Annotated in this window: 17 protein-coding genes; 13 read left to right on the top strand and 4 right to left on the bottom strand. The window is 72.1% G+C overall.

All coding sequences use genetic code 11. The features are described 5' to 3' along the window. Positions 1-81: 81 nt before the first annotated feature. From WMF11_RS51255 to WMF11_RS51265, 3 genes are read right to left on the bottom strand one after another with little or no spacing between them, the layout of a single operon-like run. Positions 82-768 carry an SDR family NAD(P)-dependent oxidoreductase gene (locus WMF11_RS51255; protein WP_437548318.1) on the bottom strand — a complete coding sequence of 229 codons (687 nt, stop codon included), beginning with the start codon at positions 766-768 and terminating at the stop codon, positions 82-84. Then, the gene (folE, locus tag WMF11_RS51260) at positions 765-1,340 is read right to left on the bottom strand and encodes a GTP cyclohydrolase I (RefSeq protein ID WP_437714828.1); all 576 of its coding nucleotides are present in this window, start codon (positions 1,338-1,340) and stop codon (positions 765-767) included. The genes WMF11_RS51255 and folE overlap by 4 nt, the downstream gene beginning before the upstream one ends. 10 nt (positions 1,341-1,350) lie before the next feature. After that, positions 1,351-1,800, bottom strand: coding sequence for a DUF2203 domain-containing protein (locus WMF11_RS51265; RefSeq protein WP_437906317.1), 450 nt, complete (start codon positions 1,798-1,800; stop codon positions 1,351-1,353). Positions 1,801-2,145: 345 nt separating this feature from the next. Between WMF11_RS51265 and WMF11_RS51270 the strand changes: the two genes are divergently transcribed. The 9 genes from WMF11_RS51270 (at position 2,146) to WMF11_RS51310 (ending at position 12,028) form a co-directional block, all read left to right on the top strand. After that, on the top strand, positions 2,146-2,991 hold the full coding sequence (locus WMF11_RS51270; RefSeq protein WP_437548323.1) for an ABC transporter permease: 846 nt from the start codon (positions 2,146-2,148) through the stop codon (positions 2,989-2,991). Between the two features lie 66 nt (positions 2,992-3,057). Beyond that, positions 3,058-4,152, top strand: coding sequence for a polyamine ABC transporter substrate-binding protein (locus WMF11_RS51275; RefSeq protein ID WP_437975962.1), 1,095 nt, complete (start codon positions 3,058-3,060; stop codon positions 4,150-4,152). Between the two features lie 13 nt (positions 4,153-4,165). Further along, entirely contained in the window at positions 4,166-5,044 is an 879-nt protein-coding gene (locus tag WMF11_RS51280; protein WP_437548327.1) for an ABC transporter permease, read from the top strand. Between the two features lie 100 nt (positions 5,045-5,144). Then, the gene (locus tag WMF11_RS51285) at positions 5,145-6,230 is read left to right on the top strand and encodes an ABC transporter ATP-binding protein (RefSeq protein WP_437548329.1); all 1,086 of its coding nucleotides are present in this window, start codon (positions 5,145-5,147) and stop codon (positions 6,228-6,230) included. 137 nt (positions 6,231-6,367) lie between these two features. Next, positions 6,368-8,230 carry a DUF2330 domain-containing protein gene (locus WMF11_RS51290; RefSeq protein ID WP_437975963.1) on the top strand — a complete coding sequence of 621 codons (1,863 nt, stop codon included), beginning with the start codon at positions 6,368-6,370 and terminating at the stop codon, positions 8,228-8,230. 77 nt (positions 8,231-8,307) lie between these two features. Beyond that, positions 8,308-8,892, top strand: coding sequence for a Uma2 family endonuclease (locus WMF11_RS51295; RefSeq protein ID WP_437975964.1), 585 nt, complete (start codon positions 8,308-8,310; stop codon positions 8,890-8,892). Positions 8,893-8,917: 25 nt separating this feature from the next. Next, entirely contained in the window at positions 8,918-10,162 is a 1,245-nt protein-coding gene (locus WMF11_RS51300) for a molybdopterin molybdotransferase MoeA (RefSeq protein ID WP_437906321.1), read from the top strand. 80 nt (positions 10,163-10,242) lie between these two features. Continuing rightward, the gene (locus tag WMF11_RS51305; protein WP_437975965.1) at positions 10,243-10,620 is read left to right on the top strand and encodes a DUF1304 domain-containing protein; all 378 of its coding nucleotides are present in this window, start codon (positions 10,243-10,245) and stop codon (positions 10,618-10,620) included. Positions 10,621-11,005: 385 nt separating this feature from the next. Then, positions 11,006-12,028: a sialate O-acetylesterase gene (locus WMF11_RS51310; protein ID WP_437906323.1), complete on the top strand. Its 1,023-nt coding sequence runs from the start codon at positions 11,006-11,008 to the stop codon at positions 12,026-12,028. A gap of 144 nt (positions 12,029-12,172) precedes the next feature. Here WMF11_RS51310 and WMF11_RS51315 read toward each other — a convergent pair whose 3' ends face one another. Continuing rightward, positions 12,173-14,647, bottom strand: a complete 2,475-nt coding sequence (locus WMF11_RS51315) for a TonB-dependent receptor plug domain-containing protein (RefSeq protein ID WP_437975966.1) — start codon at positions 14,645-14,647, stop codon at positions 12,173-12,175. Between the two features lie 338 nt (positions 14,648-14,985). On the opposite strand from WMF11_RS51315, the gene WMF11_RS51320 reads away from it, so the two are divergent. The 4 genes from WMF11_RS51320 (at position 14,986) to WMF11_RS51335 (ending at position 20,836) form a co-directional block, all read left to right on the top strand. After that, positions 14,986-16,545 (top strand): BNR repeat-containing protein, encoded by a 1,560-nt coding sequence (locus tag WMF11_RS51320; protein WP_437975967.1) that lies wholly within the window; start codon positions 14,986-14,988, stop codon positions 16,543-16,545. Positions 16,546-16,949: 404 nt separating this feature from the next. Then, positions 16,950-17,918, top strand: coding sequence for a type II secretion system protein GspC (gene gspC, locus WMF11_RS51325; protein ID WP_437975968.1), 969 nt, complete (start codon positions 16,950-16,952; stop codon positions 17,916-17,918). A gap of 164 nt (positions 17,919-18,082) precedes the next feature. Beyond that, entirely contained in the window at positions 18,083-19,933 is a 1,851-nt protein-coding gene (locus tag WMF11_RS51330; RefSeq protein ID WP_437975969.1) for a vWA domain-containing protein, read from the top strand. A 60-nt stretch (positions 19,934-19,993) separates the two neighbouring features. Beyond that, positions 19,994-20,836, top strand: a complete 843-nt coding sequence (locus WMF11_RS51335) for a hypothetical protein (protein ID WP_437975970.1) — start codon at positions 19,994-19,996, stop codon at positions 20,834-20,836. Positions 20,837-20,873: the final 37 nt, after the last annotated feature.

Genomic DNA, 20,873 nt, shown 5'->3' on the forward strand with positions numbered 1-20,873 from the left:
ACATGCACACCGGGCTCGGCGGTCCGCCGTCGCCGGCCCGCGTTCTGGCGCGCGTTCCGCGGAGGCGAGCGCGGCGCGCCGTCAGCCGAACATCTCGATGGCCGAGCCGGTGACGGCGTCGGGGGCGTCGAGCGCGGCGTACACGAGGAGCCGCGCCACCTCGTCGGCGCTCATCTGCGGGGGAAACCCGCTCCCGACGAGCATGTCGGTGTCGACCGAGCCGGGGAGCACGGCGATGGACTGGAGCCCCGTCCCGCGCAGCTCCTCGGCCAGGCTCTTCGAGAGGCCGATGAGGCCCCACTTGGACGCGGCGTACGAGGCGTTGCCGGGGCACGCGAGGGTCGAGGAGATGCTGCCGACGTGGACGAGGCGGCCGCGCCCCTGCTTCAGCATGGCCGGGAGGAACGCGCGCGAGATGAGGAAGGGGCCGCGGAGGTTGACCGCGATCACCTCGTCCCAGGCGGCGGGCGCGGTCTCGTGGACCTTCGCGCCGCGGCTCACGATGCCGGCGTTGTTCACGACGACGCGGGGCGCGCCGAGCCACGCCACCACCTCGGCGGAGGCGCGCGCCACCTGCTCCTCGGAGGCGACGTCGCAGGGGACCGGGAGCGCGGCGACGTCGAGGCGGCGGACCTCGTCGGTGACCTCGTCGAGGCGCGGGCTCGGCGGGCCGAGCAGCGCGATGGAGAGGCCGCGCCGCGCGAGCGCGAGCGCCGTCGCCCGGCCGATCCCGCGGCTCGGCCCGGTGACGACCGCGACGTCGGTCACGCCCTCCCCCCGGAGAGCGCGGCGAGGGCGAGATCGCGCTCGGGGCCTGGCTCGGCGAGCTCGCCGGCGGCGGCGACGGTCTCGATGAGGGCGCCCGCCTTGCGCTCGCCGCGGGCGATGAGGCACGTGTGCGTCAGCGTGAGCTTGCACAGCGCGCCGCGCGCGCCGAGCTCGCGGACCAGGAGCTCGACGAGCTGCCCGCCGATGCGCTCCTGCAAGGTCAGCCGCCGCGCGAGCGCGTCGAGGACGTGCGCGAGCGTCCCGATGCCGGCGACCCGCGCGCCCGGCAGGTAGACGATGATGCCGGTGCCGTGCCCCGGCAGCAGGTGGTGCGGGCACATCGTGGTCACGGCGAGGTCGCGGGCGATGACGAGGCCGCGCTCGAAGGGGCCTGTCTCCATGGCGCCCTCGCGGAGCACCGCGGCCGCGTCGATGGCCTCGCCTTCGATCAGGTCGTCGGCCCACGCGTCGGCGACCCGCTCGCCCGTGCCCGCGAGGTCCCCCTCGACGTCGCGCCCGAGGGCGCGGAGGAACTCCTCGATCGCCCACGCCGCTCTCTTCCGATCGATCACTGGGACCTCGTCAGTTAAGCAGCTGCCGGCGCCTCTCGGCGGTGATCGGCTTGCGCCCGGCGTAGCCGGCCTCGAGCCCGTGGAAGTGCTCTACGGCCGGCTCGCCGTAGCGCCAGCAGAGCCAGACGAGGGCGCCGTCGAGGCGCCCGTAGAAGTCGCAGAGGCCGATCCGCTGGTCCTTCACGACGACCCCGAGCTCCTCGATCTCCTGCCACCCGGACTCGTACGCGGCGATCTTCTCCGAGAGCTCGCGCTCGCGGGCCCGCGCCTGCTCGCTGCCGTTGCGCGCCATCTCGATGAGCTGATCGGGCGTCGCGGCCGGGCTCTGCACGGCCTGCACGAGCTCCTGCCAGCAGCGCTCGATATCGCTCGCCAGGGCGAGCTGCCGGCCGATCCTCTCCGAGAGCCGCGGGACGAGCGCGTTCGCTTCTTCGATCGTCCAGATGCGGGAGGTGCTCACGGGACCTCACCTGAAGGGCGGCGCGACGACCCGGTCATGCAGGGCCGGTAAGCGGAGGAGAGTGCGGTGTCAAGGGCTTCTACGGAAGGAGCCGCCGCGCGCGCTTGCATGCCGCGAGCAGCGCGCGCCCGCCGCATGCTGCGCGCGAGCAGCGCGCGCGGCGAGGGCGCGCTCGGTCGGGCGTGCGGGCGTGCGGCCGGTGCAGGCGCGCCCTCGCGAACGACAGCCAGCGTGGCCGCGATCACCCGCGTCGCGCCCTTCCTCTCCACTCGGCAATGTGTTGCGCGCGGCGTTCTGCAAGCGATAAGCTCGCGCGGCGATCCTGTCGGATCGCGAGGCCGCCGCATGCGACTCCGGACGATGTCGGGCATCAAGCTGTCGAATTGGCTCCTTGGCGGCTGGAGCGGGCTCGTCCTCCTCTACCTGTATCTGCCGATCCTGCTCCTCGTCGCCTACTCGTTCAACGACTCGCGGATGAGCGTGGTGTGGGAGGGGTTCACCTTCAAATGGTATCGGCAGCTCTTCGATGAGCTCGTCGCCCACCTGGGCGACGAGCGGCGGTCGCCGCTCATCGAGTCGCTGAGCAACAGCGTGATCATCGCCGCGATCACGACGGCGTTCTCGGTCGCCCTCGGCACGGCGGGCGCCTTCCTGCTCTACCGCTACAGGTTCCCCGCGCTCCGGTCGATCACGACGCTGATCTTCATTCCCATGATCATCCCGGAGATCATCATGGGGATCAGCCTGCTCATCTTCTTCAAGACGGTGCAGCTCGATCTCGGCTTCACGACGGTCATCATCTCGCACGTCACCTTCTGTTTCCCGTTCGTGCTGATCGCCGTCCAGGCGCGGCTCGCGGGGCTCGATCCGTCGCTCGAGGAGGCCGCCCTGGACCTCGGGGCGACGCCGCTCAAGGCGTTCTTCCTGATCCTGGTGCCTTACCTTCTGCCCGCGATCATCTCCGGTGCGCTGATGTCGTTCACGCTGTCGATGGACGAGCTCATCGTCACCTACTTCACCCGCGGGCCCAAGTCCGAGACCTTGCCGATCAAGGTGTTCGGCATGGCGAAGGTCGGTCTGAACCCGATGCTGAACACGATCTCGACGGTGTTCATCGTGGCGACTGCGATGCTCGTCGTGATCGCCGAGTCGCTGAAGGGCACCGCGAGGCGGCTCCCCGACGAGGGCTGAAGGGGAGCGGCGCGCGGCGCGAACGCGGGGGCCTGCGACGGCGCAGGCGAGACAAGGAAAAGGCCAATGAAACGCATCTCAGCGCTCTTGATACTGATGTACGTCCCGCTCCTCTGCCTCCTCGGCTGCGGGAAGAAGGAGAGCCCGGCGCCGCAGCAGGCGGCCGCCTCGGGGAGCGCCCCGGCGCCCGAGCCGAAGCCGGGTAACGAGCTCAACCTCTTCGGGTGGTCCGAGTACGTCCCGCAGGAGGTCCTGGACGGCTTCACGAAGGAGACGGGGATCAAGGTCAACTACGAGACCTTCGCCTCGAACGAGGAGATGCTGTCGAAGCTCCTCGCGGGGGGCACCCGGTACGACCTCATCCAGCCGTCGGAGTACGCGGTCGAGGCGCTCATCCGGCAGAAGAAGCTGCAGCTGCTCGATCCATCGCGCATCCCGAACCTGAAGAACATCGCGCCCGCGTTCAGGAACCAGCCGCACGATCCGGAGCTCAAGTACTCGGTCCCGTGGATGGCCACGGTCGTGGGCATCGTCGTCAACACCCAGAAGGTGAAGGAGCCCGTGAAGGGCTTCAAGGACGTGTTCCAGCCGAAGTACAAGGGGCGCATCGTGGCCCTGAACGACAACCGGGAGATGGTCTCCTGGGTCATGGTGACGATGGGGATGAACGCCAACGACGTGACGCCGGAGAACCTCGCGAAGATCAAGCCGACCCTGGCGGAGTGGATCAAGCTCGTGAAGGTGTTCGACTCCGACAGCCCGAAGACGGCGCTGCTCAACGGCGACGTCGACATCGGCGTCGTCTGGAGCGGGGAGGCGGCCCTGCTCTACCAGGAGGACAAGGACAAGTTCCAGTTCGTCCTGCCGCAGGAGGGGACACACAAGGCGATCGACAGCCTGGTGATCCCCGACAGCGCCCAGAACAAGATCGGCGCGGAGATGTTCATGAACTACATCCTCCGCCCCGAGGTCAGCAAGCTCATCTCGGACAAGTTCCCTTACACGAACCCCAACGCGGAGGCGCGCAAGCTGCTCACGCCGGAGCAGCTCGCGAACCCGGCGAGCTACCCGCCGCTCGCGGGGATGGAGACGTTCCACGACATCGGCAAGGTGGCCGCGGACGTGGACAAGCTGGTGACCGACCTCAAGGCGTCGCAGTGAGCGGCGGGGCGTCATGAACACGGCCACCGGGCAGGTCGTCGAGCTCCAGGGCGCCCGGCGGAGGCCGGGCGTCCGCGGGTGGCTGCTGCTCGCCCCGCTCCTGCTCTGGCTCTTCGCCTTCGTCGTGGCGCCCACCGCGATCATGTTCGTCTACAGCTTCTGCGAGCGGGACGAGCTCGGGCAGGTGGTCTTCGAGCTCTCGCTGTCGAGCTACGCCCGGGTCTTCGACCCGACCTACCTCAAGATCCTGCTGAGCTCGATCAAGTACGCCGCCATCACCACGGCGATCTGCCTCGTCGCGGGCTATCCGGTGGCGTACTTCATCGGGCGGGCGAGGGAGGGCGTCCGGAACCGGCTGCTCATGCTGGTGATGGTGCCCTTCTGGACGAGCTTCCTCATCCGGACCTATGCGTGGATGTCGATCCTCAAATCGGAGGGGCTCCTCAACGGGCTCCTCCTCTACCTGCGGATCATCTCGACCCCCCTCGACATCATGTACACGCCGACGGCGGTGGTCATCGGCCTCGTCTACTCGTATTTGCCGTTCATGATCCTGCCCATCTACGGGAGCGTCGAGAAGCTCGACAACGCCCTGATCGAGGCGGCGTTCGATCTCGGCGCGGGGCCCGTGTCCGCGTTCTCGCACGTCATCGTCCCGCTCACCCGCCCGGGCATCCTCGCGGGCGTCCTGCTCGTGTTCATCCCGGCGCTCGGGATGTTCGCGATCACGGATCTCATGGGGGGATCGCGCGTGCCGATGATCGGCAACGTCATCCAGAACCAGTTCGGTCAGGCGCGCGACTGGCCCTTCGGCGCCGCGCTCGGCATGGCGCTCCTGCTCCTGTTCTCGCTCTTCTTCCTGCTCGGCCTGCGCAAGGAGCCGGAGGCCTGATGCGGCGCCGTCGCGCGGGGTGGCCCAGCGCCGCTCGTCTTCGCCTCTTCCGCCTCTCCCGCCACCCCCGCGCGCTTTGCCGGCCCTCCGAGGTGAATCGATGGATGTGATGGTCGAGCTCCGCGCGGTCACCAAGCGATTCGGCGCCTTCCACGCCGTGAGCGAGGTCGACCTCCAGATCAGGGCGGGCGAGTTCATCACCCTCCTCGGCCCCTCGGGGTGCGGCAAGACGACGCTGCTCCGGATGATCTCGGGCTTCGAGACGCCGTCGAGCGGCGCCGTCTTGCTGGAGGGGAAGGACGTCACGCACGAGCCGCCGTACCGCCGGGACGTGAACCAGGTGTTCCAGAGCTACGCGCTGTTCCCTCACATGACCGTGCAGGAGAACATCGGCTTCGGGCTGCGGATGAAGAAGGTGCCCCGGGCGGAGATCGACGAGCGGGTCCGGGCCGCGGTCGCGATGGTGTCGCTCGGGGGCATGGAGGAGCGCAAGCCGTCGCAGCTGTCCGGCGGGCAGCGGCAGCGGGTCGCGCTCGCGCGGGCCATCGTGTGCCGCCCGAAGGTCCTGCTGCTCGACGAGCCCCTCTCGGCGCTGGACGCGAAGCTCCGGCACGCCATGCAGGTGGAGCTCAAGGCGCTTCAAAAGAAGCTCGGGATCACCTTCGTGTTCGTGACCCACGACCAGGAAGAGGCGCTCACCATGAGCGACCGCATCGCCGTGATCAACAAGGGCCGGATCGAGCAGCTCGGCGACGCGTCGCAGATCTACCACCGCCCCAAGACGACGTTCGTCGCGAGCTTCATCGGCCAGGCCAACATCCTCCGCGCGACCGTCCTCTCGCGGAGCGGCGAGCGGGCGCGGGTCCAGCTCGACGGGGGGCTCGAGCTCCTCGTCAACGCCGAGCACCTGGCGGGCGGGGCCGGGAGCACCCTTGTCTCCATCCGGCCGGAGAAGATCGCGCTCCGCAGGGAGCCGCAGGGCGCGCCGGAGAACCGCTTCGAGGCGCGCGTCGAGGACGAGCTGTTCAAGGGCGCCACCGACCAGCTGCGCCTCCGGACCGACGCCGGCCTCGCGCTCACGGCGGTTGTCGCCAACGAGAGCTCCGGCCAGGCGGCGCTTCACGTCGGAGACCGGGTGTTCTGCCACCTCCACCCCGACGACATCGTGATCGTCCACGAGGGGTGATCCTCGCCGGTCGGCCGTCGCGCCCGTGTGGCGCCGGGGCGTCGTGAACCGCCGTTCTCAGCCGGACGCGGCCGCGTGGAAGTTGGGCTCGAACAAGGCGTACTCTGCAGGGCATGCTGCTTGCCAATCGGCCTCGCATGCCCCGACGGTCGCTTGCGGTCGCTCTTTCTTCCTCGGTCCTTCTCTCGCTCTCCGGCGACGCCCTCGCCACGGGGGCCTGGCTGCCCGGCGCCGGACAGGCGTCGGTCGAGCAGCGCGTCGCCGTCGCGGCTGGGCCGGAGCGCACGACGCTCTGGACGAGCCTGCGGTTCCAGGGCGCGAGCGGGCCCGTGGCCCTCGTCGTTCCGGTGCCGCCGCTCGCCGCGCTCGACACGAGCTCGGACGCGTGGTTCGAGGCGCTCGAGGCGGCGACGGCGCCCCGGGTGCTCCCGCCCCAGGGCGTCGACCCGTACTGCCCGGGGGAGGCGGGCGCGCCGAACCCCTTCGAGACGATCGGGCGGCTCGCCCACGAGGCCACGCTCGAGCCGGTCGAGGTGACGGTGCTCGAGGACGCCGACGCGGTCGCGCGCTGGGCGGCGTCGGCCGGGCTCGCGCTGTCCTCCGAGACGGCCGCGCAGCTCGGGGGTCTGCAAGGGATGCGGTTCGCGGCGGCCCGCTTCGACGCTCCCGGTGGCGCGGCGGTCACGAGGACGCTGCGCATCGCCATGGGCGGCGGCGAGCCGATCCTGCCGCTGTCGCTGGCCGCGGCGGGCGCAGGCGACGTGCAGGTGACGGCGTGGCTGCTCGGCGACGGCCGGGGCGCGCTCTCGGGCGCGGCGCCGGTGACGCTCCCGCCGGCCTCGCTGAGCTGGGACGCGAGCGCGCAGCGCAGCGATTACACGGAGCTCCGCGCCGGGGCCCTCGGCCAGGCGGGGCTCCACGGGGCGCTCGTCGAGGGCGCGGGCCACGAGGCGCTGAGCCGCCGCATCTCCCTCGGCAGCGACAGCGTGGACAGCGTGATCGAGGCCTATTTCGCGCGCGCGAGCGCGTACGGCGACATCGGCGATGCGCCGGGCACGTGCGCCGCGGTCGCCGCGGCCGCGCTGGAGTCGAGCCTCAAGGTCGCCGCGAGCTGCCCGCGCGCCGCGCACGGCGTGGTCGACGGCGCGCTGGACTGCGCGGAGTCGCCCCGGAGGGACGAGGTCGATCCCGACCTCCTGCGCTGCGGTCCGGCCGCCGACGATCTCGCGGTGGGGCTCTCCGGGCTCGCGCCGTCGTCCGTGTGGCTGACCCGCGTCTCGCTCCGGCTCGCGGCCGGGCAGCCCGGCGCGGACTGGCCGCTGACCTTCGGGGAGGGCTCCGCGATCTCGCCGGTCGTGAGGGCCGGGCGCGTCCTCGTGGACGAGTGCTCCGGCGAGGGCGGCGCGGGCGGCTCGTCGGGCGTGGGCGGGCCCGACGGCCTGGGCGGCGGGCCGGGCAGCGGCGGATTTGGCCCGGCCAGCGGCTCGTCCGGCGCCGGGAAACCGCCGCCGGACGATGACGACTACTACGACGAGCCGGCCCCCGACGTGGGCTGCGGCTGCTCCGGCACCGCCGATACGGTGGTCGTGGACGACCTCGACACGCAGGACGTCGACGACGACGAGTACTACGCGGAGGACGACGGCTGCAGCGGGGACACGAGCGAGCCGGCGCCCGAGGACGAGTACTACGCGGAGGACGACGGCTGCAGCGGGGACACGAGCGAGTCCGAGGACGAGTACTATGCGGAGGACGACGGCTGCAGCGGGGACACGAGCGAGTCCGAGGACGAGTACTATGCGGAGGACGACGGCTGCAGCGGGGACACCGACGACTCCGCCGAGTCGGAGGACTGCTCGATCGCGGGCGAGCGGCAGTCGAGCGCCCGGAAGAAGCGGGGGCCGAAGCTGTCGGTGATGGCGCTCGGGATGTTTGCGCTGATCGCGCCCCTCCGGCGCGCGAGCCGGCCCCGGAGGAGCGGCTCGCGCGGCGGGCGGTAGGCCGCGCGGCGGCGCTCCGGGAGGGGGGCGCACCGGAGGGGCGGTTCCCGTGGCATACTCCCTGGCGAGGTCATGACGTGAACGCGCCCGCCCGCCGGCTCTCCTTCACCTACGCCGAGTACCTCGAGCAGGAGCGGGCGAGCCCGACGAAGCACGAGTTCCTCGGCGGCGAGGTCTTCGACATGGCCGGCGGCACGCCGGAGCACGCGCGGCTCGCGGCGCGGGTGACCGTGGCGCTCGGCGCGCAGCTCGGCCGGCGCCCCTGCGAGGTGTTCTCGTCCGACCTCCGCGTGCGCGTGCGCGCCACGGGCCTCGCCACCTACCCGGACGTGAGCGTCGTCTGCGGCCCGATCGCGCGCGATCCCGAGGACAAGGACGCGGTGGTCAACCCGCTGGTGCTTGTCGAGGTGCTGTCGGACTCCTCGGAGGCGTACGATCGGGGAGAGAAGTTCGCGCATTACCGCCGGATCCCCTCGCTGCGGGAGTACGTCCTGGTCTCCCAGGCGCACCGGAGGATCGAGGTCTTCCGGCGCAACGAGGACGGCACGTGGACGCTCTACGAGGCCGTGCCCGGCGAGCGCGCGCGGCTCGCGTCGATCGACGCCCTGCTCGATGTGGACGAGGTGTACCGGGGCGCGCTCGAGGCCTCCGCGGCGGTCTGAGCGGCCGTCGTTCCACGGAGAGCCGATGCGCGACGTCCGGATGCGGGGTTTTCGCGAGCACACGGCGGTCGAGCGCGCGCTCGAGGTCCTGGAGCGGCGGATCCAGCGGCTCGGCGACGAGCTGGTCCCGATCGCCGAGGCGGTCGGGCGGGTGGCGGCGGAGCCCGTGCGCGCGCGGATCAGCGTCCCCCACTTCGTCCGCGCGGCCATGGACGGGTATGCGCTGCTCGGCGAGGCGACCGCCGGCGCGGCTGCGTCCGCGCCGGTGGAGCTCGCGCTCGTGGGCGCGTCGTTCCCCGGGCGCCCGCACGCGGGCGCGATCCGCCGGGGCGAGGCGGTGCGGATCACGACCGGCGCGCCGGTGCCGGAGGGCGCGGACGCGGTGCTGGTGGCGGAGCGCGCCGAGGAGGGCGCGGGCCGCGACGGGGCGGCGGTCGTGCGGGCGCGCGAGCCGGTGCCGTCCGGCAAGCACGTCGCGGCGATCGGCGAGGACGTGCTGGAGGGCGCGGAGGTCGTGCCGGCGGGGCGCCGGCTGCGCCCGCAGGACGTCGGCGTGCTCGCCTCGACCGGGGTCGCCGAGGTGCGCGTGGCGCGCAGGCCGTCGGTGCGGATCCTGATCACGGGCGACGAGCTCCTGCCGCCGGGGAGCGCGCCGAGCGGGGCGTGCATCGTCGACACGAACAGCCTGGTGCTCTCGGCGCTCGCGCGTCGTGACGGCGCGGAGGACATCGCCGTCGCGTACGTCCCCGACCGGCGCGAGGCGGTGCGGGGCGCCCTCGAGGCGGCGGGCGGGGACGTGGTGCTGGTCTCCGGCGGGTCGTCGGTCGGCTCGGAGGACCATGCGCCGCTCGTGCTCGCGGAGCTGGGTGAGGTGGTGGTCCACGGCGTCGCGATGCGCCCCGCGAAGCCCGCCGGGTTCGGCTTCTTGCCCGGGGGGCGGGCGGTGTTCCTGCTGCCGGGCAACCCGGTGTCGTGCCTCTGCGCCTACGAGTTCTTCGCCGGCCCGTCGATCCGCGCCCTCGGCGGCCTGCCGCGCGCGTGGCCCCACCGGCGGCGGCGGTGCGTGGTGGCGAGCGAGATCGTCTCCCAGCCGGGGCGGGTCGATTACGTGAGGGTGCGTGTCGAGGGAGATCGGGTGTTTCCGATCGCGACGAGCGGCGCGTCCATCCTGTCGTCGACGACGCGCGCGGACGGCGTGGTCATCGTGCAGGCCGAGGAGGCGGTGATCGGCGAGGGCGCCGAGGTCGAGGTGCTGCTCTACGACGCGTGAGGCGGGGGAGGGGCGCCGCGCTCGGAGCGCGCTTCGGGGACCTCCGGTGGCGCCGCGGCACGCGTGTTAAGGTGCGCCGTATGCTGCTCGCTTCTCGGATCGTCGTCACGTTGATCGGAGTCCTTCACATCTACATCCTCATCCTGGAGATGTTCTTGTGGCGCTCGGAACGAGCGTACAAAGCGTTCGGTACGACCCCCGAGGTCGCCGCGATCACCGCGCCGCTGGCGGCCAACCAGGGGCTCTACAACGGATTCCTCGCCGCGGGCCTGCTCTGGGGCGTCATCCATCCGAACAGGGCCTTTGCATGGCAAATCCAGGCCTTCTTCCTCCTCTGCGTGGCCGTCGCCGGTGTCTACGGCGCCGCGACGGCAAAGCGATCCATCCTGTTCGTGCAGACCGTCCCGTCGGCCATCGGCCTCGCCTTGGTCCTGCTCGCCAATCAGGCGGGTGGCTGAAGCGGCTCGGCCGGCGGTGTCCGCGCGGCGGCGCGCCGCGGCACCCAACCCGGGACGCGGCGCGCCCGTTTCAAATTTCCGCGGTCCCGGACCGTGAAGCCGCTTTGCTTCGAGAGGACCGGTCGGCGCTCGAGGCGCACGTAAAGACGAACTCCGCCGATGATGGAAGAATCCATCGATGATGGCCTTCTCCTCGCGTCGTTCCAAGCCGAATCCTGGATGCCAGGCTCCCGAGTTGCGATAGATTGGGCGCGATAGGTTGGGCCTCGGCGCTGAGCTCTTCGCGGGCGAGGTTCGTCCTGCCGACATCGCACCGGCGGCCCACCGATTCCGCCCTTCCGTTCTGATCGCGCCTCGGCGCGACGAGGTAACGACCATGACCCAGATGAACCGCACACTCCGAGGCACTGCCAGATTCCTACTCCTCCCATTCCTCGCCATCCTCGCCGCGTCCGGATGTGGCGAGTCCTCTTCGCCCGGCGGGACCGGTGATGTCGACAACACCGGGGGGGCCGATCCGGGAACCGGAGGCGCCGCGGCGGGCAGCACGAGCGCGGGAACCGGAGGAGGCGCCGCGACGAGCAGCTCGAGCGCGGGGACCGGAGGCGCCGCGACGAGCAGCTCGAGCGCGGGGACCGGAGGCGCCGGGGCGGGCGCGACCGGATCGGGCAGCGGCGGGGAAGGCGCCGGCGGCGCGCCGAGCTCGAGCCCGACGTTCCACGTCTTCATGCTCATGGGTCAGTCGAACATGGCTGGCGTCGCGGACAAGCAGGCCAGCGACCAGAACTCCGACCAGCGGCTCAAGGTCCTCGGCGGATGCAACCAGCCGGCCGGACAGTGGAACGTGGCGAATCCGCCGCTCAGCGATTGCCCTGGTGAGAAGGGGTGGAACCTGTCGACGTCGGTCGACCCCGGCATCTGGTTCGGCAAGACCCTGCTCGGAAAGCTGCCCGAGGGGGATACGATCGGGCTGGTCGGTACCGCTGAGAGCGGTGAGTCGATCAACACGTTCATCTCTGGTGGCACGCATCACCAGATGATCTTGAACAAGATCGCCAAGGCGAAGACGGCCCCGAATGCGCGCTTCGCGGGCATCATCTTCCACCAGGGTGAGTCCGACAACGGCCAGGCCTCATGGCCCGGCAAGGTCGTTCAGCTCTATAACGAGGTGAAAGAGGCCTGGGGTGTCGACTACGACGTTCCCTTCATCCTCGGGGAGCTCCCCGCGGGCGGGTGCTGCAGCGGGCACAACAACCTCGTGCACCAGGCGGCCGACATGCTGCCTGATGGACACTGGGTCAGTCAGCAGGGGACCAAGGTCATGGATCAGTACCACTTCGATCATGCGTCCGTCGTCCTCATGGGCACGCGTTATGGCGAGAAGATGATCGAAGCCCTGAAGTGGTGACCTGAGGCATCCCCGCATGTTGACCTCGCCGAGGAGAGCTGCGGTGACTGCGCCTGCCGTGGTCGGTCGACCCTGAAACATCCTCTTCTCACCCCGGAGCGGGCGCGGGCCGCCGCCAGCCTGGGGCGCCGCGCCTCCGGGGCGTCAGAACCCGCCCTCCAGGCCGAAGTTCGGGACGGTGACAGGCCCGAACGTCGTCGGCTCGCACGGCGAGAACGCATCGCACATCCCCGGCAGGGTCTCCTTCGATAACGTCGTGTTGAGCACGTCGAGGACGACCGCCAGCCAGCCCGACTTCCCGATCGACCAGCGCTTCTCCAGGCGGACATCGAGGCGGAAGAACGGCGGCAGCCGCTCCCACCGCGGCGCTCCGCCGGCGAGGGATCCGGAGCCTCCGGGGACGCCGTCGATCGGCGGGAGCGTCGCGCCGCCGACCCTCTGCGGGAGCCCGGAGTAGAACACGAAGCGCCCGCCAGCCCTGTACCCGCGACCGAGGTCGTAGGTCAGCGCGACGTTCGCCACGTGGGTCCGGTCGAACGAGCTCACTTGCCGGCTTCGCCCGATGCTCCGCGTGGAGCGCGACAGCGTGTACGACGCGAACCCGCCGACGCGCCGCGTGAGCCGCCGGTGGGCCGACAGCTCCACGCCGGTCGCGGCGCCGAGCGCGCGGAGCGTGAAGGCGTCCTCGACCGACTCGAGGCCCAGCGAGCCGAGCGCGTCGGTCATGTTGAAGAACGCGTTGTGGAACACCGAGACCGTGGCCGTGATGTCCTCCGGCAGCGCGAGCTCGACGCCGGCGCTCGACTGGAAGCTCCGCTGGAGGCCGTCCTTGAGGGCCGGGCGGAAGCCGGGGATCGGGACGACGAAGCTCGGCAGCTGGGAGGCGATGCCGTGCGCCTGCACGAACGTCACCCCGCGCCCGAGCGAGAGCCGCGCCGAGAGCCGCGGATCGACGGCGAGCGCGACCGTGTCGTCCGAGTGGTAGAGATCGAGCCGGAGCCCGGGGGTGATGCGCAGGCGCGGGGTGATCGCGATGTCGGACTCGATATAGCCGCCCACCGTGACGTCGACGCGGCTCAAGAGGAGATCGTCGACGGGGACGTCGTCCTCATCGCCCGGAGGGCCGCCGGTGCCGGTCCCGAGATCGAGCTCGTTGTCGTCGAGCACGGCGTCGATGCCGGCGCGGATCGTGGTCTCGTCGCGCAGCCGGTGAGCGAGCGAGAGGCGCGCGCCGAGGCTCCGCGTCAGCGCTTTCTGGCCGTCCCCGATCCCCGTCTCGTCGTGGCCGAGCGTCAGCGCGCCGCGCAGCGCGCTGCCCTGGCCATAGGCATGGTCGTACCGGAGATCGAGCCGGTGAAATGTCGTGTCGAAGAGGGTCGTCTCCTCGCCGTCTTCGTCGTTCGCGAGGAAGTCGTGGGCGCCGAACGCGAAGAGGCTCACCCGGCCTTCCGGGACGACCTCGTAGGACAGCCGGGCCTGGTAATCCCAGTAATCGAGCGCGACCTCGGGGGCGGCGAGCGAGAGGAGCAACGCCGTGTACGAGTAGCGGCCGCCCACGAGCGCGACCCCTCGGTTTCCGGCGAAGGGGCCCTCGACGAGCCCGCCCACGTCGACGAGCCGCAGCATGCCCTCACCGTGCCAGTACGGGAGCGGCGGCGTCGTCTCGCCCGCGACGATGCCGCCGGCGTACCGACCGTGACGCGCGGGGTAGCCGCCAGGGTAGAGGTCGACGCGATCGACGATGCCGGGATGGACCACGGAGGGCCCGAGCCCGAGGTGATAGAGGTAGGGGACGCGGATTCCATCGAGGAAATAGCCGACGTTGCCCGGCGGTGAGCCGCGAACGTAGAAGAACGGCAGCCCCGAGACGATGGGGGTCACTCCGGGGAGCACCTCGAGGGCGCGGAAGGGGTCGCCGAACGCGCCAGGGACGATCCTGACCTCGCCGCGGCTCAGGCTGGAGACGCCGGGCGCCGGTTGCTCGCCGCGCACGGTGACCTCGATCGCGCGCGGCGCGCTCGGCGCCGGCCCGGCTGCCGTGGCCGGGCGCTCCGGCGCGGGCGCGGAGGCGCCGGGCGGCGCGGCTGCGGAGGCGCCGGGCGGCGCGGGTGATGCGGCTTCGGTGAAGCGGACCTCGACGCGGATCCTGGCGGCGACCGGCGCGCCGCTCCTGGTGGCCGGCGCGAAGCGGAACGCCGTTGCGGCGGCCACGGCGGCCGATGCGAACGGCTCCACGCCATCCTCGGCGACCGCGGAGCGGACGGTCCCGTCCGCGTTGACCGTGAGGACGAGGCGGACCGTCGCGTCACCATGCGCCCCAGCAGGGTAGTCGGCGCCGAGCGGCGTGAGCGGCGTGGGCGGGACGAGCGCTGCCGGCGGCGCATCGGGGGGCGGCGCTGCCGGCGGCGCATCGCCGGACGGCTCGGGCGGCTTTGCATGGGGCCGCGGCGTGTCGGGCGCGGCGGCGGCGACGCACGGCGCGAGCGCGCTCGCGAGCAGCGCTGCGGCTGCCGTGGATCGCCGGAGGAAGCGCATCGCCGCGCCGCGGAGGGGCCGCTCAGCGAGGACCAGCGCGGGGCGATGCGCCGCAGAGCGTTGCGGCCAAGTAATCGAAATCATGTGATTTTTATGTAAACGGCGCTCGCGCCGACGTCCTGATGGGCTTCCCGGGGAACCGGTCGATCGGATCGCTCTCGTCGGATCGGGGTGTTCCGGAGGACGACCGCCAGCTTCTGCCATGATCTACGCCGAACGACCGCTCACTTCCCCCTCACCGGCTCGAACAGCACGTTGCGCTACCAGGTCTTCCTGTGGAGCGTCCACTTCGGACCGCTCTGGTCGGTGGGCGATGACAGCGCAATGCGATTGCTGGAGCCCTGTTTGCCGCGAATCCTTCAACGACCACCGCTTGCCTCGCTTGGTACCGCCGTCGTACGGCAGTATCCTCGGGCAAACGCATGACCCTCCGACTTATCTTCTCCCTCCTGCCCGTCCTTGCGCCGGTCGCCTGGCTGGCGGGCTGCAGCGACGGCGAGCGCCCCTCGACGCCCGAATCGTCGACGTCCTCAGGCTCAGGCGGCGCGAACCCGGGCGGCGGCGGCGCGGTGGCGACGACCTCCGAGGCCACCGGCGCGGGGGGCGGCGCGACGACCGGCGGCGCGACGATCGGCAGCACGACCGTCAGCAGCACGACCACCGGCGGCGGCGGGGCGGAGCCCGTCGCGCCCGGGATCGTCAAGCTGGGCGAGGGAAAGCTCGCGGAGTCGGGGCTCACCGTGGTGTCCTACGGCGGCTACCTGAACGGCGAGTCGTTCCAGCAGGACGCGATCGTGTCGTTCGGCGGCTTCCAGTACACCGCCTTCTGGAACACCAATCGCAACGTCGTCCTCGCGCGACGCCGGCTGCCGGCGAGCGCCGGCGGAGCGGCAGGCGCCTGGGAGAAGTTCGACTTCAAGGATTATCGGCTGAGCGCCGACGACGCCCACAACACGATCTCTCTCGGGATCGCGCCAGGCGACGGCACGCTGCACCTCGCGTTCGATCACCACGGCAGCAACCTGCACTACCGCCGCTCGGTCACGGGTCTCCTGACGGACCCGGAAGGCGCGGCCTGGGCCGCCTCGAGCTTCGGCGCCGTCTCGAGCGCGCTCGTCGGATCGACCCGCGTGTCCCTCGTGACGTACCCGCGGTTCGTCACCGAGCCCGGCGGGGACAGGATGCTCCTGAGCGCCCGGATCGGCGAGAGCGGCAGCGGCGACGAGCACCTGTGGGAGTACGACGCCACGACGCACGCCTGGACAGCGCTCGGCGAGTACATCGAGGGCACCGACGCCAGCATGAACGCCTACCTGCACGGCCTGTCGTACGCGCGCGGCGGCGCGCGCCTGCACGCGGCGTGGTGCTGGCGGGACACGCCCGACGCGACGACCAACCACGATCTCCTGTACGTCTACAGCGACGATCACGGTCGCACCTGGAAGAACAACGCTGGCGCCACGGTCGCGACGACCGGCGCCTCCTTCGTCTCGCTGCGCACCGAGGGCCTGTCCGTGTGGCCCATCGGCCAGAACCGAGGGCTCATCAACCAGGAACACATGACGGTCGACGCGAGCGGCCGCGTCCATGTGCTGCTCTCGCACCTCCCCGACGCCGAGGCCGACAATTCGAACTTCACAAGCGCCCGGACACGCAGCGAGTTCTTCCATTATCTCCGCGACACCGACGGGGCCTGGGCGCGCCACGGCATCGGCCTGAGGGTGGTCCAGAACTTCCGGGGCAAGCTCGCGATCTCCTCCACCGAGAACGTCTATGCGATCCTCCCCGATCTCCGCATCGCCGGCGCCTCCCCGAGCGACGGTTACGCGACCTGGACGCTCCTCGACGCCGCCGACTCGGGCCGGTTCTTCTCCGATCCTCTGATCGACGCCGCCCGGCTCGAGACCTCGGACGAGCTCACCGTGTACTACCCAGCGCGGAGCTCCGTGGACATCTGGGGTCTGGAGTACACGCTCCGCTGAGCCGCGCGAAGGGCGCTCCTCGGGCCCCGAGCGCGCGCTTCACGGCCCCGTTCCCCAGGGCGAGCGCGCGGGCTCGCTCGTCGCGCCGTCCCCGTTGCCCGGCAGCTCTCCTCTGATCGACGGATCTTCCGGTTGTTCCACCGGGCGACGCGCGTGATGCGCGCGGGGCGCGCTCCGCGTCCGTATCGGACGAGCCGCGACCGGCGCTGAGCGGTCCAGTCAGAGCGGCAGTCCCTGCTCCATGGGGACGCGCGTCGCGCTCGCTCTCGCGCAGGCACGCTCGGTGCTCGCCCTGAGGCGCGGTCTTGCCGGTGGCGAGGGCGTGCACTGCCGCGAACGCCGCGGCGGCAAGGGACACTCGCGCAGCGAGCCCCGGCGCGCTCCGGCCAGGAGGAGCGTTACTCATGAACCCGGACGCGTTCGTCAAGCGCCGATTCGCATTCATCCTGGGAGGAATGGTCGCGGTCTCCGCGTATTTTCAGGCCTCCGGGGTATCTCAGCTCGTCGCTCACCAGATCACGCGGGACGGCGAGGCCTCCGCCCCCCTCGTCATGGATCCGGTCGACGCGCCGCCCTCCGACGATCCCCCGCCGAGCGCGGCGCCGATCCTGGAGCGCAATCCGTTCGACTCGACGACAGGGCCGCTCGTACCCCCGCCGAGCGCCGCGCCCGCCGGCCCGGCGGACCTCTCGCAGCTCGACCCCTACCTCGCTCCACCCTGCGATACGGGCCGCGTCGTGCTGATCGCCATGTCCGAGGACCCCGAATGGTCGTTCGCCGCCGTCGAGAGCGACGGCGGACACACGGCGCTCGGGCGGCGAGGCGGAGAGATCGCCGGCCGCAAGGTCGAGGACATCGCCTGGGATCGGGTGTGGATGACCTCGACCTCGGGGGGCGCGCGGTGCCAGATGCAGCTCGGCAAGAAGGGCGGAGAGGGCGGCAAGAAGGAGCCCGAGCCGCAGGCGGCAGCGCCGGCTCCGTCCCGCGCGACGTACCGCCCGAGCAGCAGGAGCGATGTCCCGCCCGAGATCGCCTCGCGGATGCAGCGGGTGAGCGACACGGAGATCGACATCGACCGCTCGGCGGCCGAGAAGATCTTCGCGCAGCCCGAGCTCGTGACGCAGACCTCGGCGGCGATACCGGAGATGCGGGACAACAAGGTGGTCGGGCTGAAGATGATGGTCAAGCCCGGCTCGGTGCTCGAGTCGTTCGGGGTGCAGAGCGGCGATATCGTGAAGTCGATCAACGGCATCGACCTGACCGACCCACAGAAGGCCATGCTGGCCTACTCGCGCATGCGCTCCGACAAGAGCCTTTCCGTCGTCGTCGAGCGCGACGGCCGCCCGACGCGGCTCAGGGTCAACATCCGCTGAGGCGAGGAGGCAGGCCCGGCCGGTCGCCGGGCCCCGCGCAGGAGCGGGGCCGGGCGCCCCCTGGCCTTGTCGCACCCGCGGGCGCTCCGGCGCGGAGCGACAGAACAGATGCGGCGCTCACCCGTCAGACCGAGCACCCGCTCTGTCCGCGGGAGGGGAAGACCATGAACGAACTCGGAATCGTGTGGGTGAAGCGAGCGCTCCTCGGCGGCGCGCTCGCGCTGGGGCTCTCGGGGGCGGGGGTCGCGTGCAATGCCCAGAGAGCCTCCGAAGCGTCGGCGCCTCCGGAGGCGTCCCCGGCGTCGATGCCGCTGGGGAACGCCGCCGAGGCGAAGCGCGAGGCCGTGGCGTCGGCCGCCGAGCCCCTGAGGGCGCGTGAGCTCGCCGCCCCCACGCTCGACATGGCAGGCGGGAAGGGGCGCGCAGGCGCCGGCGGCCTGGTGGCCCCCGCCCCGGCGGCCACCGCGGCGCCGGGCGAGGGCGCGGCCCGCGCCGCGGCGCCCGAGGCCGCGGGCCTCGACCCGAACGGCCGCTTCGCCACCACGTACCGCCCCGGCGGCGGCCACCTCGCCGCGTTCGAGTCCGCGGTCGCGCGCGGCATCGTCCCGCCCGACGGGCGCGAGCTCGTCAGCGACGTCGGCGCCCGCTACGCCCCGTCGATCGACGTCCCGAAGGGCTCGGCGCTCGCCCTGCGCACGGACCTCGAGCGCACGCGGGTCCCGCCCGGCGGCGGCCCGGTGCACGTGCGCGTCGCGCTCCGCTCGACGGCGCAGGCGCCCGCGGCGCGGCCGCACCTGTCGGTGCACCTCGTGCTCGACGTGAGCGGCTCCATGCAGGGCGAGCCCATGGCGAGGGCGCGCGACGCGGCCCGGGCGCTCGTCGACAAGCTCGACGCGAACGACGACTTCTCCCTCGTCACCTTCTCGAGCGGCGCCGACGTCAGGATCGACGATGGGCCCGTCGGGCCGCGGCGGGCGGCGATCAAGGCGACGATCGACGGCATCCGCGAGGGCGGCGGCACCAACATCGGCCAGGGCCTGGCGCTCGGCTACGCGCAGGCCGCCCGGCCGGGCATCCCGGAGGGCGCGGTGAAGGTCGTGCTGCTGCTCTCCGACGGCCGCGCGAACTCCGGGATCACGAGCTCGGAGCGGCTCTCGCGGCTCGCGCTCGACGCCTTCCAGGGCGGCGTCCAGACGAGCACGTTCGGGCTCGGCGCCGACTACGACGGCGCGCTGATGAGCTCCATCGCGAGCGACGGCGCGGGCGGGTACTACTACCTGCGCGATCCGGATCAGATCGCCCCGGCCCTCGCGACGGAGCTCGACAGGCGGCTCGATCCGGTCGCGACCGCGGTCGAGCTGCGGGTGCGGCTGAAGCCGGACGTGAAGCTGCTCCAGGTCTACGGGTCGCGCCGGCTGAACGACGTGGAGGCGGCGCGCGTGCGGACGATCGAGGTCGCGGCGGACGCGCAGTCCGCGCGGCGCGACGGCATCGAGCGGGACCGGCAGGACGACGCCGAGGGCGGGATGCGGTTCTTCATCCCGGCGTTCTCGCGCGACGACAGCCACGCGATGCTCTTCAAGCTGGGCCTGCCGGCGGGCGCGGACGCGCGGGCCATCGCGGCGATCGAGCTCAAGTACAAGGACCGCGTCGCCAAGAAGAACGTCGTGGACGAGGCGCCGCTCCGGGTCGCGTACGCGACCGGCGACGCGGACAGCGCGGCGAGCGCCGACCCGTCGGTCGCCCGCACGATCCAGGGCTTCGCCGCCGGCGAGACGCTGGCCGAGGCCGCCCGCCAGATCGCGCTCGGCGATCGCGCCCGCGCCGCCGCGCTGCTCTCCGAGCGGGAGGGGATCCTGCATGCCGCGGCCGAGGCGCTCGGGGAGCCGCTCTTCCTGAAGGACGCGGCCCGCCTCGCGCGCCTCCGCGGCCACGCCGGGGCCGCGGGCGGCCTGGGGGATCCGCTCGTCCTGGCGATGCTCCTCGAGACGGCCTCGCGGACGCACCTTCACTGAGGGCGGGGCTCGGGGCACGATGACGCAGGGGCGATGCACCGGCGGAGCCGAGGGGCGGACATGACCCAGACATTCACACTCCGGCGCGATGTGGCGGCGCAGCACGTCGACGTCGCGCCGGGCGGCGAGATCGTCCTCCGCGGCAAGCTGGTCTGCTCGACCGACGCCTCGGTCATCGACGCGGCGACGACGACCTGGCCCGCGGGCGCGCCGGGCGGCGCGTCGGTCGACAGCGGCGGGCTCGTCGACCTCGAGCAGGGCGGCTTTCACATGACGAGCCGCGACCCCGCGACCCACGAGGTCCACGCCATCGCGACCGGGGATCCGGCCCCCGCGTGCGCGCTCGCGGGCGTGGAAGCCCCGTGCCTCCCGCTCCGGCTCCTGCCGCTCGCGCGCTCGCGGCTCCAGACGGCGCAGGAGCTGGGCAGCTGCCTTCACGGGGGCATCACGGTCGAGGTGCCGGACGCCGTGCTCCCGCCCGTCGCGCCCGCGGCCGTTCCTTATGTGCAGGGCGCGGCCGTGCTGCTCGGCGCCTCCGTGCTCGTGGCGATCGGGTGGGTCGTGCAGCGCCGGCGCGCCCGATCGCCGTTCGGCCGCCTGCTCGATCTCGCGAAGCGCACCCGGGCCAAGCTGAGGGCCGCCGACCCGGTCGTGGCCGCGCCGCTCGTGCCGGCCGTGGAGGCCGCGCTGGGCGCGCTGAAGCGGCGGCGTGTGGACGCCACCTCGACGGAGGGCAAGCGGGTCGCGGAGGTGCTGCGGCGGGTGGAGCTGCGCCTCGACGCGTCGGCCGTGGAGGCGCGCGCCGACAGGGAGCAGCAGGCGGCGGACGAGCTCGTCCGTGAGATCGAGAGCGCGCTCGAGGCGGTCGACGAGGTGGACGGCGCGCGGCGCGGGCGGGCCTGAGGTCGGCCAGCCCGCCGGAGGTCTGCGCGACGCCGCT

The organism is Sorangium sp. So ce295 (genome assembly GCF_051527405.1).
GTDB classification, from domain to species: domain Bacteria; phylum Myxococcota_A; class Polyangia; order Polyangiales; family Polyangiaceae; genus Sorangium; species Sorangium cellulosum_B.